Annotated in this window: 12 protein-coding genes and 1 riboswitch; of the genes, 8 read left to right on the top strand and 4 right to left on the bottom strand. The window is 55.7% G+C overall.

What is annotated here, in order from left to right:
- Positions 1–62: 62 nt before the first annotated feature.
- Together NSS83_RS21970 and NSS83_RS21965 are read right to left on the bottom strand one after the other, a co-directional pair.
- Positions 63–1,139 (bottom strand): EAL domain-containing protein, encoded by a 1,077-nt coding sequence (locus tag NSS83_RS21970; protein ID WP_341182869.1) that lies wholly within the window; start codon positions 1,137–1,139, stop codon positions 63–65.
- Between the two features lie 163 nt (positions 1,140–1,302).
- Positions 1,303–1,722, bottom strand: a complete 420-nt coding sequence (locus NSS83_RS21965; RefSeq protein ID WP_341182870.1) for a pyridoxamine 5'-phosphate oxidase family protein — start codon at positions 1,720–1,722, stop codon at positions 1,303–1,305.
- A gap of 159 nt (positions 1,723–1,881) precedes the next feature.
- On the opposite strand from NSS83_RS21965, the gene NSS83_RS21960 reads away from it, so the two are divergent.
- The 8 genes from NSS83_RS21960 (at position 1,882) to NSS83_RS21925 (ending at position 10,156) form a co-directional block, all read left to right on the top strand.
- Complete coding sequence (locus NSS83_RS21960) at positions 1,882–3,060, top strand: MFS transporter (RefSeq protein ID WP_341346466.1); 1,179 nt, start codon at positions 1,882–1,884, stop codon at positions 3,058–3,060.
- A 48-nt stretch (positions 3,061–3,108) separates the two neighbouring features.
- Entirely contained in the window at positions 3,109–4,572 is a 1,464-nt protein-coding gene (locus NSS83_RS21955) for a hypothetical protein (RefSeq protein ID WP_341182872.1), read from the top strand.
- Between the two features lie 183 nt (positions 4,573–4,755).
- Positions 4,756–5,367 carry a sigma-70 family RNA polymerase sigma factor gene (locus tag NSS83_RS21950; protein ID WP_341182873.1) on the top strand — a complete coding sequence of 204 codons (612 nt, stop codon included), beginning with the start codon at positions 4,756–4,758 and terminating at the stop codon, positions 5,365–5,367.
- Positions 5,342–6,742: a hypothetical protein gene (locus NSS83_RS21945; protein ID WP_341346465.1), complete on the top strand. Its 1,401-nt coding sequence runs from the start codon at positions 5,342–5,344 to the stop codon at positions 6,740–6,742. The genes NSS83_RS21950 and NSS83_RS21945 overlap by 26 nt, the downstream gene beginning before the upstream one ends.
- 72 nt (positions 6,743–6,814) lie before the next feature.
- Positions 6,815–6,925, top strand: a riboswitch (TPP riboswitch).
- Positions 6,926–7,074: 149 nt separating this feature from the next.
- The gene (locus tag NSS83_RS21940; RefSeq protein WP_341182875.1) at positions 7,075–8,148 is read left to right on the top strand and encodes an ABC transporter substrate-binding protein; all 1,074 of its coding nucleotides are present in this window, start codon (positions 7,075–7,077) and stop codon (positions 8,146–8,148) included.
- 51 nt (positions 8,149–8,199) lie between these two features.
- Complete coding sequence (locus NSS83_RS21935; protein ID WP_209994420.1) at positions 8,200–8,493, top strand: MTH1187 family thiamine-binding protein; 294 nt, start codon at positions 8,200–8,202, stop codon at positions 8,491–8,493.
- Positions 8,490–9,251, top strand: coding sequence for an ABC transporter permease (locus NSS83_RS21930; protein ID WP_340757471.1), 762 nt, complete (start codon positions 8,490–8,492; stop codon positions 9,249–9,251). Before NSS83_RS21935 ends, NSS83_RS21930 begins: the two co-directional genes overlap by 4 nt.
- An 80-nt stretch (positions 9,252–9,331) precedes the next feature.
- Positions 9,332–10,156, top strand: coding sequence for an ABC transporter ATP-binding protein (locus tag NSS83_RS21925; protein ID WP_341185156.1), 825 nt, complete (start codon positions 9,332–9,334; stop codon positions 10,154–10,156).
- Between the two features lie 506 nt (positions 10,157–10,662).
- Here NSS83_RS21925 and NSS83_RS21920 read toward each other — a convergent pair.
- Positions 10,663–11,265, bottom strand: coding sequence for a response regulator transcription factor (locus tag NSS83_RS21920; protein ID WP_076160169.1), 603 nt, complete (start codon positions 11,263–11,265; stop codon positions 10,663–10,665).
- Positions 11,262–12,413, bottom strand: coding sequence for a sensor histidine kinase (locus NSS83_RS21915; RefSeq protein WP_341346464.1), 1,152 nt, complete (start codon positions 12,411–12,413; stop codon positions 11,262–11,264). The genes NSS83_RS21920 and NSS83_RS21915 overlap by 4 nt, the downstream gene beginning before the upstream one ends.

Raw genomic sequence — 12,413 nt, 5'->3', positions numbered from 1 at the left:
AAATCCCCGGATACCGGCAGTCTTGAGATCTGCCGGTATCCGGGGAGAATGATCCTTGCTGTTCAGGCCGTAATTCCGAACCGTCCCGGCGGCTTATCCTCCGGCAGCCCGAACAGATAGCCTTGTCCCAGATCCATACCCAGATCACGGCAGACCAGGAATTCCTCCCGGCGTTCAATGCCTTCGGCCAGCAGGCTTGCACCGAATTCTCCGGCCCTGGAGATAATCTCCCTAAGCATCCGCTGCTTCCCTTCATCCCGGTCACAGAAGCTGATCAGACTGCGGTCCACCTTGACATAATCCGGCTGGAGGCTGGACATCAGTTCAATGGTCGAATAGCCCGCGCCCACATCATCCAGCGCAACCCGCATCCCCTGCTGGCGGTATTCGGCGAAGATGGCGCGCAGATGCGGAATATCGCTGATCTGCTCTGTCTCCACAACTTCAAATACATAATCCTCCGGGTTCTGGTCCAGCCTCCGGATCGCCTCGAAGGTATGAGTCAGACAATACTTGGGATTATAAATAGAAGAGGGCAGGAAGTTAATGAACCGCTTGATGCCCTTGGGCAGCAGCTTACTGCCGGTCTCTATCGCCGAGATCCGGGCTGCCCGGTCCAGGAAGGAGTGAAACCCTGTCCGCCGGGCAATCTCAAACAGCTCATAGGGCTGAAAATAACTGCCCTGGGGCAGCGGGCGCAGCAGAAATTCAAAGCCGACAATCTCCTCGCTGAAATTCACAATCGGCTGCATGTGGCTGCAAAAATCATGACTCATAATGATGGACACCAGATTCTCATTAGCAAAGCGGACCTTCAGCTGCTCGAAGGTCAGCCACCGCTCCGGGGCCGCAGGGGAACCTTTGCTCTTAACGCATACCGCTAAGGAATCCGCTATGTCCTTAGCCGCCACCAGCAGTTCTATAAGCTTCAACAGCTCTTCCTTACGATGATATGGAATGATACAGGTCTTGCTTGTCTGATATATTTCATAACCGGCATTTCGGATGGCAGCAGCCAGCGGATCTGAGCAAGGGCGGAGCTTCAGCTCCCCTTGATCCTCTATCGGGTCGATGTCAGCACAGTCAACACAGTTTATGGCAATCCCCTCCGCCTCATGATGTCGATAACCTGAGGTCATTATAGCATGATTCCTCTGCCACAATCAGGAGAGAAGCAGCAGAAAGGGCCTCCTATGGACCATGAAGTCCCTAAGAGGCCCGGGTCGCCGGACTATATTGTACGTAGGCTTAGGCGGAACTCATCCGCTACCGGTAACGCCACCTTTTGCCGGAGACAGCTACTTAAGATTGCCATACCCCATGCTCGCCGTTCTTGCCCATATATTCAATCCGTGAAGGTGACAGCTCAAGAATGACATAATCAGGATCATCCGGCCCCTTAAACCATTTCTCCAGGGACTCATTCCATACCTTAGAGCGCAAGCTGTCGTCCTTCGTTACAGCAACCGTGGCTTCAATCTCCAGTACATCCTTGCCGCCGCCCTGTTCATAGCCGAGCAGCAGAGCAGCATTCGGATTATCCTGAAGCTCTTCTACCTTATGAGTCTTGCGGTTAGTTGCCAGATAGATGGACAGCCCGTCATGAAATACTGCCATGTAACGCACCTTAGGCTTGTTACCGGCTTCAATCGTGCCGAAGGAACCGAACCTGTTGTCGTCCAGCACCTGTATGATTGTTTTCTCCAGCTCTTTGTTGTCCATTGACGTCACAGCTCCCTTCAAATTCATGTGAATATAAGTTTATATATTCACGTCCGCGGTTTGGATTTATGATTAACCTGTGCCTAATATAGTGTACCCTTCCCGTTCATTCTGAATCCTGCCATCTGCTCATAAATTGATTCATAAGGAGTCTTATCCTTGAAAAAACTAATCTGGATCGGCTGTCTCTCCTATTTCGTAATCGGCCTCGCCCATGTCGTCCTGGGCTCCATTCTGCCAGTGCTGCTCCAGCATTATGACCGCAGCTACAGTGCAGGGGGCGAGCTGATCTTCAGCCAATTCGCGGGCTTCCTGGCCGGCGTACTGGTCTCGCCGCTGCTGAACCGGCGGTTCGGCAAGCGCGGCGGCATTATGATTGCCACCGGCCTGCTGCTGTGCGCCGAGATTGCTTATGCCTTCCTCCCGCCCTGGGGCTGGATGTACGTCATTGCCGTAGCCGCAGGGTTCGGCTTCGGGATGATCGAAGCCGTCATCGGCACGATTATTATAGCCGCAGTCACCGAAGGAACAGCGGTTGCCATGAGCCGGCTGGAGGTGCTGTTCGGTGTCGGGGCGCTGCTCATGCCGCTGGCGGCCAGTCCGCTGATTGCCGCAGGGCAGTGGAGGCTGGCCTTCCTGATCGTTGCCGCCTTCTCCCTCCTCTCGCTGCTCTTCTGGGCGAAGAGCAGATTCGGCCCGCTGGACAGCGCGCTGGATGAGCGGCCCCCCCGCCCTGACCGCGCTGCGGCAACAGGAACCGCCAGAAGATTGTCCTTGCCCTACAAGGGCAAGCAGTGGGTCGTGCTTGGCTTGTTCATTCTGTTCTTCTTTCTCTATGTAGGCACTGAGATGAGTCTGGTGAACTTCATGCCGGCGATCTTCATTGCCAAGCTGGGCATGAGCGAAGCTTCGGCAGCGCTCACAGTCACCTTCTTCTGGCTCGCCATGTCAGCGGGCAGACTGTTCGCCGGTGTTATCGCCGAGCGGATTTCCTACCGCATCTATGTGCTCGTCAGCTGCTTTGCCGCTTTGCTGCTGCTTATCATTTTCCCGTACGCCGGTCACCGGCTTGCCGCCTTTGCGATCATTCTGCTGCTTGGCCTGTTCATGTCCGGCATCTTCTCGATCGCACTGGTCTTCTCCAGCAAGCTCCTGCCCGGCGCAGAAGAATCGACGCCCAGCATTATGATCGCCTCCGGCGGAATTGGCGGCGCGGTGCTGCCGCTGCTGACCGGCTGGTCCATGGATCATCTGCAGATCGCCCAGACCTCGGGACTTTTGGCCGCTTTTGCCGCCTTATTATTTCTGTTAAGTGTGACCGCCTGGAGAATCGGGTAATTGGAACTGACAAGGTTCATATTCTGCGAATAAGGATGGAATTCATATATGGCTGAACTGCTGGCTGAACTGCAATCCGAGCCCACTCTGCATACCGCCTTGCTGCAATTCATTTTCCCCTTCTCGATCAAGCCTGGGCAGGATAAAGAGCTGATAGCAAGTCTGCAGAAGGACGGGTTTACGCGTTTTTTTCTCGACAACAAGGAACTGGAGAATGCCTATTACGGAGAAGGCTACTGCGTGTCCCATGAGAAAATGGAGCGCAGCTATCTGCCGTTTGCCGCTCATGTGCTGTTTCCGCGTGAGAAGGACAGCGATTCCTTCCGCCGCTTTTCCCGGGTAAACGATCTGCAGTGCCGGCTGGAAATGCTCTTCCAGTCTGTTGATTTCCGGATTCTGTCCACCGATGTGTTCCTCTGTCCGTTTGAGCTGGGCTTTCTGACTATAAGAGTGGCTATCGAGGAGGAGAACCTTCCCTTCAGCACCGTGCTGGAATTCGCCGACCGGTTCCGTACATTGGAGGATGTGTGTCATCAGGATAAACATACCTTTATCCATTGTCAGGAGAAGTCCTTCGGCCGGGTGGAGGATTTCGTGTTCAAGAATCTCGTCTCCGGCCTAGAGCCGTTTCTCGACCCGGCCGAAATTGATGGCGCGTATTTCGAGACCCTGCCCTTTTTCGTAGATGAACGGATGCTGGTGCAGGCCTTCTATGGCTTCAACCGTGAGGAAAACCTGGATGAGATCAGTGTCAGGCTGCGCTACCGTGCCTCCCAGCTGGATGGGCTGAATCTGGAGGGCAGGCCTTTTACCAGCGCGAGTGATCCTGAGTATATCGAGCAGTACACCCGTGAGCATTGCTATAACCGCTGGGGGCCGGACACCTATTATATGACGAACGAGCAGACCTTCTGCTGCCTGAGCCGGGCGAAGCCCGATATTGCCACGGAGCTGGCCAACCAGATGTACGGAGAGTATTATTATGGGCTGCTGCTGAGTATATTTCATAAAATCGTACTGCTGAAGCTCGCCAATCTGCATTCCCGGCTGCGCATCAACCACGATTACGACGAGATCGAGAATCTGATCTTTCTGATCAACAAATTCTCGGCCAAATTCTACTTCCTGGAGCTGATTTCGCAGTCGCAGGGGCGGGAGATTTTTTTTCAGCTGCGTAAGGTGTATGGCAATGATGCCCTGTTCGATGAGGTGAAAATGACCCTGAATGACCTGTTCCAGTATCAGGACAAATTCCAGGCCAAACGGCGGGATACGCTCCTGATGGTGCTCACCGTGTTTACGGTCATCAGCGGGATTTACGGGATGAATCAGGTGATCGAGGATCTGAAGGGACAGATCGACTGGAGCAAAATGCTGGAGTACTCCGCGTTCGAGTATCTGGCTCTGTTCCTGACCTTCTCCGGGATCACCGTCAGTGTCGGCTTAACGCTGAGAGAGATCTGGAACGGCATCCGCAGCCGCCGCAAGAAGCGGCATTATACGAGGGATTAAGACACATCCGAATAGATAAACAAAAAAACAGCGATGCTTCCGCCAGGGGAGTATCGCTGTTTTTTGGTACGCATTCAGAGATCTTGTGAGTGATTTGTCTGCCATCAAGCGTAGTAACCAGTAGTTAGACATAATCAGCACTAGCTTCCACCTGAGGGATGGGAAGAATTACCGGAGGTTCATATGACACCTAAAGACTATGACAGCCTCTCCTGGCCCGGCAGGTTCAGCAGAGGAGATAAGCAGGCACTTGCCGATGCTATGGATTACTATGGAACGGATGTGCTTAGGCTGGTCAAGCGCATTCTGGGCGGCTGCGGGCGGGCAGAGGATGCTGAGGAATGTGTCAGTGATGTATTCTTAGCTGCCTGGAACAACATCGGACAGTACGATCCTGATCGGGCCTCATTCCGCACATGGATTCTAATCCTTGCCAAATATAAGGCGCTGAATCTGCGGCGTAAATTACAGCCCGGGCTTGATCAGACGATGGGCGAGGCAGCCATCCCCGTCCGGAGCAGCAGCAACACCGAGCAGGAAATTCTGCGGCGTGAGGCAGCGGAAGAACTGCTGCACCATATCAAGCAGCTTCAGGAGCCGGACCGCAGCCTGTTTCTGCGCCGGTATTATCTCTATGAGAGTCTGGATGAACTGGCTGAGGCTTTTGACTTAACGAAAAAAGCTGTAGAGAACCGGCTGTACCGGTGCCGAACCATTCTGAAGCAAACTCTGCAGCAGACTAAACCAAACAGAGAGGAGGACTTAGGCCATGAAGAAAGAGTTGACCACCGGTGAGCAGGAGCTGTTCGATCAGCTCGATGCGCTGGAGTTCAGTGAAGCGGAGCTGGCCTTGAACACGCTGACCGCCGAGCCTCAATCAGCCGCTCCATCGGAAGAGGAGCTTGAAGCCATAAGCAGAATCAAAGTGCGCACCTTGTCCCGGACCGGGACCGCTCCTGACGTACAGCGCCGCTTGCCTTCCGTCCGCAGAAGCCGCCGGCAGGCTTATACCGGAGTTGCCGCAGCCCTTCTGCTTGGCGCAGGGCTGGTGTTCACTTCGCCCAGCGTCCAGGCGGGCCTGAAGCAAGTGTTCAGCTTCTTGCCCGGCCTTCACACCGTAGTGGAGAATAGTCCCGACAGCCCGTTATATGTGCTGAAGAAGCCTTTCACCGCTGCTGTAGGTCGGGGTGAACTGACTGTCAACGCTATCCTTGTGCAAGAGAACCGCGCAACCATTAATCTTCGGGGGCAGAAGACTCGCATTATTAATGAATTTCAGGCAGACATCGGAGGAACCCGCTATACCTTCATGTTCAATTCGCGAACTTCCTCTGGAGGTCTCGACTGGGATGCAAGCTACAGCGCTCTTCTTCCCCATGATCTCACTTTACAGGCTGAAGAAGCGGTAACCTTATACATTAATAGCACGGTCATTGGACCGCTTGTCCTGGGGCCGCCGCAGACCGCCGATGACCTGCAGCAGCTCGGGGTCAGCGATGTCCAGCAGGATGTGCGGGTTTCCGCTTTTCCGGTACGGCTGGGTGATGGGCTTGTCCGTGTTGAACTGGTCCCGGCTCTTCAGAAAACCGCATCCGCTGCATCTTCTTATACACTAGAGCCGCTAATGCCCTGGAATGGCACCTATGTCGAGAATGCAGCAGGAGTAAAAGTCTCTACCGAGCACTCTCCATCCTCTATAGGCTACTATTCTGAGCTCTTGTTCCGTGAACAGAAGGAAGCCGGAGGACATCCTTATACAGTCGTCATCCCTTACATCGAGGTATCCGATCAGGAAGCCGTCTCCCAGAAAGTTACCCTGCCGCTGCCCGCTATCGGAGAGAGCAGAACGCTGGATATTACTGCTGAGATCGCCGGATATCCGGTAGACTTCACCCGCATCACCCGCAGCAGTGAGACAGAGGTCAATGTAGATATAGACTTGAAATTTAACCCGGCGGGGGCAAAGTCACTTACCCATTTCTCTGTCAGCTATCCGGGCTCTAAGGAGCCTTATTCCTTTGGGTGGGAGGAGAGTGAAGGCACACCGCGTGTCATGAAGACTCTTAACCTGATTACAGAGCCGGGCGCGGATAAGCTGCGTTTTATACTTTCGAAGCCCATTTTTATATGGAAAGGTCCCTGGACTCTGCCGCTCAAACTGGAGGATTAAGACAGAGAGGGTGGACAACGGCGGGGCTGCCGTCTATAATACACCGTAAGAACATAGCAATACCTGTGAACTTTATAGAACCAGGGGTGCTGGAATTGGCCGGCTGAGATTGTATCCCACAAGATACTGACCCTTATACCTGATCTGGATAATGCCAGCGTAGGAATCTTCATTCGGCACAGTGCCTTAAGCGGTACTGCAGCTGAAGTCCCCTCACGCAAGTCACTGGCGTCCCGATCATCGGGACGCTTTTTTGATTCTAAGGATGTACAGGAATAAGGTTTCTGTAAGCTCTGAAGACCAGGGGTTGCTGGAAGGAGAGAGAAAGAGAAATGGGAGTCAAAAAAACAGTCACACTACTGCTCAGCTCCATGCTGCTGCTCACCGTAGCGGGCTGTGGCGGAGGGAACAACAGCGGCAATGCGGGGGCCAGCGCACCTGCTGCCGGGAACAGCACGGCTGCACCTGATGCAACCGCAGCCGCACCCACGGATGCACCTAAGGCTCTGACCCCGGTCAAGATTGCCCTGGACTGGACACCGAACACGAATCATACCGGCCTGTATGCTGCCAAGGAGTTGGGCTATTACGCGGAGGAAGGTCTTGATGTGCAGATTGTACAGCCTGGCGCTGCCGGGTCCGATACGATGGTCACTTCCGGCGAAGCTCAGTTCGGCATAAGTGCCCAGGAAGCCCTAACCCTGGCCCGGCTGCAGGATGTGCCGCTGGTGTCGATTGCTGCAATCATTCAGCATAATACCTCCGGTTTCGCGGCTCCGAAGGACCGCAATATTAAGACGCCGAAGGATTTCGAAGGCAAAACCTACGGAGGCTGGGGCTCCCCTGCGGAGCAGGCTGCCATGAAAGCCATCATGGACCCCGAAGGCGGGGATGTCTCCAAGGTGAAGCTGGTGAATATCGGCGAAGCGGACTTTTTCACAGCCGTGAAGCGGGATATTGACTTTGCCTGGATCTTCTATGCGTGGACCGGGGTAGAGGCCGAGCTGCGCGGCGAGCCGCTGGATATGCTGTATCTGAAGGATTACGCTCCGCAGCTGGATTACTACACCCCGGTGCTAACCACTAGCGAGAAGGAAATCGCCCAGCACCCTGAAGTGGTGAAGGCCTTCCTTAAGGCTACGTCCAAGGGATATCAGTACGCGATCGATAACCCGGAAGAAGCCGCGACGGTCTTGTCCGATGCTGTACCTGATCTGGACCCCAAGCTGGTGCTGGCCAGCCAGAAATGGCTTAGCCCGAAATACAAGGACGACGCCCCGCGCTGGGGCGAGCAGAAGCTTGAAATCTGGAAGAATTACGCCGACTGGATGTACGGCCTGAAGCTGCTGGATAAGCCGCTGGATGCGGAGAGCACGTTTACGAATGAATTTTTGCCGGAATCATAATCAACCCGCATAGCGGGAATCTTATACTTAACTTGAGAGGAAGGATTCATCATGGCTAATACATTGCTCAGCATTCAGGTCATTCCCAAGACACCGAACAACGAGGATTCTATCCCTTATGTGGACAAGGCCATTGAGGTCATTCAGAAATCAGGCGTGAAGCATCAGGTGAATCCGCTGGAGACCACGATGGAAGGCGAGCTGTCCGAGCTGCTGGATATTGTGCGTGACATGCATGAGGCGCTGATCGCCTCCGGCAGCCCGAGTGTCATCTCACAGATCAAGATCGCCCATAATCCGGGCGGCATCAGCATGGATAAGCTGACCGAGAAATACCGGCCGTGAGAAGCACCTGGAAGCTAGTGTGGCCGCCCTTTGTGGCGGTCCTCTTTTTTGTCGGGATATGGCAGTTATCGGTTATGCTGTTCGACATCCCAGCCTACCAGCTGCCCAGCCCCGCAGATATCGCGCGTGAGTCGAAGAACAATGCCTCCGGGATCTGGGAGCACACCGCCGCCACGCTGCGGCTGACCCTGATCGGCTTCCCGGTCGGCACAGGCATCGGCCTGCTCACCGCCTTGCTGCTGCATCTGCTGCCCTGGGTCAAGCGGGCGATCTATCCGCTGCTGATCCTCAGCCAGAATGTGCCCTCCATTGCGCTGGCCCCGCTGCTGATTATCTGGTTCGGGTTCGGCCTGCTGCCCAAAATCATCCTGATCACCCTCGTCTGCTTCTTCCCTGTAGCTGTTGCAGCCATGGGCGGGCTGGCCCAAAGCGACCGGGTGATGATGAATTATATGAAGATGGCCGGTGCGGGCAAGTGGCAGATCTTCACCCGGCTGGAGCTTCCCGGCTCCCTGCCCTCCCTGTTCTCCGGGCTCAAAATATCCGCCACCTATGCGGTGATGGGTGCAGTGGTGGCCGAATGGATCGGCGCCGACAAAGGAATCGGCTACTATATGCTGCTGCAAAAGTCCTCTTACCGTGCGGACCGGATGTTCGTGGCCATCGCCATCATCGTGCTGCTGAGTCTCGTATTATTCGCGCTCATTGCCCTGCTGGAGAGATGGCTGGTGCGCTGGAAGCCGCGTAAGGATGCCTAATGTGTACAGAAGGATCATCCACAACAGAAGTAACCATAATGAACTGAAGGAGGCTGGGCGAAGTGTCTGAGCTTACGAGGATTGAACTGGAGAAGGCGGACGGAGACGGACGCCTGCGCACTCAGAGTGTGCCGCCTGCGCTGGAAGTCAGCGGCATCTCCAAATCGTTCACGCACCGCCGCCGGGAGACGCAGGTGCTGAATCAGGTGTCCCTGACTGTGGAGCCGCAGGAATTTGTCTCCATTGTCGGCCCGTCCGGCTGCGGCAAAAGCACGCTGTTCCATATTATCGGCGGCCTTACGCTGCCCGATACCGGAACCGTCCGCATGAACGGCATCCCGGTGACCGGGCAGCGCGGCAAGATCAGCTATATGCCGCAGCAGCCCGCGCTGTTCCCGTGGCGCAGCACGCTCGACAACGTCCTGCTTGGCGCCGAGCTGCAAGGCGCCCCGCCGCGGGAGGCCCGCGAGGCAGCGCGCCACTGGCTGGCGAAGATCGGCCTCGGCGGCTTCGAGCGGGCCTACCCGCACATGCTGTCCGGCGGCATGCAGCAGCGGGCCGCCTTCCTGCGGGCCATGCTCGCGCCGCAGGAGCTGATGCTGCTCGATGAGCCGTTCAGCGCACTCGACGCGCTGACCCGCGAGCAGATGCAGCGCTGGCTGCTGGAGCTGTGGGAGGAGAACCGCCGCTCCGTGCTGTTCATTACCCATAACATCGAGGAGGCGCTGCTGCTCTCCACCCGCATCTACGTTTTCTCCGGACGGCCCGGCTCCGTCCTCCATACCGTGGAGGTCCCCTTCCCGCGTCCGCGCCGCGAAGAGATCGCCGATTCGCCGGAGTTCCTGCGGATGCGGCGCCAGCTCTCCCAGTGGATGCGCGAGGAGCAGGCGAAGAGCCAGACATAAGGAGCAAGCTGCTGCTAAGGTGAAATTGCAGGAACGATCGGGCTCCTCGCTGTGCCTAACAACAGCCTTCGTGACTCGGCACTGCCTTGTCAGTAGCGGTATAACTCATCCTGATTGTATTTACTGCAATAGAATCTGCTATATTCCATTCAAAATTCACTTCTGCTGTATTTCGTACAGCAGATTTTTGTTTATTTGCCGCAAAGCACCACTTTCGCAGATTTCTGCTGTACAGAGTACAACAGAATCGGTTTTGCTGCGGATTCGGGGGACATCTGTTGTATAAATTACAATTGAGCTAACCACTCCATCCATAGCTGTATTACGTGCGATTAAAAGCAGCCAAAAACATAGTTTGTCTTCTATAGCTGCAATTGGTACAACTAAGTTAGCCCCAAATGGATGAAATCCAGGATAAACAGTTAGTTTAATTGCACCAAATACAGCTATATAGAGATTCGGCGGTACATCAGATGATTTAGTTGTACAGAGTACCCCAGGCTGTCTTACATCCAGCCCTTCTCCTCCGCCAGCCGCACGGCTTCAATCCGGGTCTTGACCGCAAGCTTGCTGAGGATCTCCGAGATGTAGTTGCGGACGGTGCCGTAGGAGAGGTGGAGCGCCGCGGCGATCTCACCGGCGCTGCGGCCCGCGGCGGCAAGCTTCAGAATCTCACGCTCCCGGTCCGAGAGCGGATTCTCTTCGCGCAGGCTGCCGAACACCAGCTCAGGCGAGACCTCGCGCCCCCCGGCCATCACACGGCGGATGGCATCGGCCAGCTTATCCACCGGCTCATCCTTCAGCAAATACCCCTGAATTCCGGCCTTTACTCCGCGCTCGAAATAACCAGGGCGGGCGAAGGTGGTCAGGATAATGATTTTGGTACGGCAGCCCCGCGATTTCAGTATCTCTGCCACCTCCAGGCCGCTCATCAGCGGCATTTCAATATCCATCAGGCATACATCCGGCTGGACACGTTCGATCAGGGCCAGCGCCTCCGCCCCGTCCCCGGCTTCGCCCGCCACCTCAATATCATCCTCCAGATCGAGCAGCGATGCCATCGCGCCGCGCAGCAGCCGCTGATCCTCGGCAATTATGATCCTGATCATGCTGTTTCCCCATCCTTTCCATCCTTCACTACTCTTGGTGTAACCACCGTTAGCCGGCTTCCCCCGCCGGGTCCCGGAGCCAGCGTCAGCGAGCCGTCAATCAGGGCCAGCCGCTCGCCCATCCCCTTCATGCCGTTGCCGTCCCGGCGCTCCGCCCCCCCTGAACCGCTCGCTTCTACCCCTATGCCGTTATCCTCCAGCGTAATCTGTACCTCGCCGGGTGTCATTACGATGCTAATCCGGCATTGGTCCGCACGGCTATGCTTAACGATGTTGGTAATCCCCTCCTTGATACAGAGGCTGAGAATACTCTGCGTCAGATCGGATACACCCGGCAGCGCTGCATCTCCCTCTACCTCAAGTGCGATCTCCGCGCTGCGCAGCATCTCCGCCGCCTCAGCCAGCTCTTCGGCAACTGAGACTGCACGCATCTCAGAGACCAGCTCCCGCACCTGGCGCAGCGCGGCCCGCGAGGTCCGCTGGATCTCACGGGCTTCCGCCTGCGCCCGCTCGGGATTCTTCACCACCATTTTCTCAACAAGCTGGCTCTTCAAGGTAATAAGCGACAGGGTATGCCCCATCGTGTCATGCAGATCACGGGCGATGCGCATCCGTTCCTCGCGCTTGATCATTTCCTTGATCTGCTCGTTAGCCTGGTCCAGCTCCTTCTCCAGCACCCGCCGCCGGTTAATGGAGCGGATGCCGAAGGGCGTGATCAGCATCATTATCGCAAATGGCAGCATGAAAAGGATATCCGGGCCATACACCTGCGGCAGGTAGAACAGGCCCAGTCCGGCCAGCACAGCGGTGAACACCGCAAGAGCCTGTCTGAATTGGCGCGTATCAGTATACCAGCCAATAAAGTTACTGGAGAAGAAGCCCATATACATGTTGTAGGGGCTATAGACTACGGTTAGCACGACAATAATCAGCAGCTGCACTCCCATCCAGGCCGTGTACGTTCTACCCTCCGTCCAGTAGAGCTGACGGTACGTCACCAGGAACAGCAGGACCAGCCCATACCCCGCCATCAGCTTGACCCCGCTATACCCCTGAAGGTTAAGAATCGGGAACACCAGATAGATCAGCCAGATATAGGGGAAGAAGCCGAATTTTTGCGGAAAGAACCGGAACTGCTTACTAGCCAT

Source organism: Paenibacillus sp. FSL H3-0469, from assembly GCF_038051945.1.
GTDB lineage: Bacteria > Bacillota > Bacilli > Paenibacillales > Paenibacillaceae > Paenibacillus_AQ.
The sequence above is the reverse complement of the archived record's forward strand: the minus strand, read 5'-3'. Positions and strand labels throughout refer to the sequence as shown.

Coding starts and splice junctions, on each gene's coding strand:
- NSS83_RS21950 (WP_341182873.1), top strand. CDS start 4,756: ATGACACCTAAAGACTATGACAGCCTCTCCTGGCCCGGCAGGTTCAGC.
- NSS83_RS21955 (WP_341182872.1), top strand. CDS start 3,109: ATGGCTGAACTGCTGGCTGAACTGCAATCCGAGCCCACTCTGCATACC.
- NSS83_RS21970 (WP_341182869.1), bottom strand. CDS start 1,139: ATGACCTCAGGTTATCGACATCATGAGGCGGAGGGGATTGCCATAAAC.
- NSS83_RS21945 (WP_341346465.1), top strand. CDS start 5,342: ATGAAGAAAGAGTTGACCACCGGTGAGCAGGAGCTGTTCGATCAGCTC.
- NSS83_RS21935 (WP_209994420.1), top strand. CDS start 8,200: ATGGCTAATACATTGCTCAGCATTCAGGTCATTCCCAAGACACCGAAC.
- NSS83_RS21915 (WP_341346464.1), bottom strand. CDS start 12,413: ATGGCTAGTAAGCAGTTCCGGTTCTTTCCGCAAAAATTCGGCTTCTTC.
- NSS83_RS21940 (WP_341182875.1), top strand. CDS start 7,075: ATGGGAGTCAAAAAAACAGTCACACTACTGCTCAGCTCCATGCTGCTG.
- NSS83_RS21920 (WP_076160169.1), bottom strand. CDS start 11,265: ATGATCAGGATCATAATTGCCGAGGATCAGCGGCTGCTGCGCGGCGCG.
- NSS83_RS21965 (WP_341182870.1), bottom strand. CDS start 1,722: ATGGACAACAAAGAGCTGGAGAAAACAATCATACAGGTGCTGGACGAC.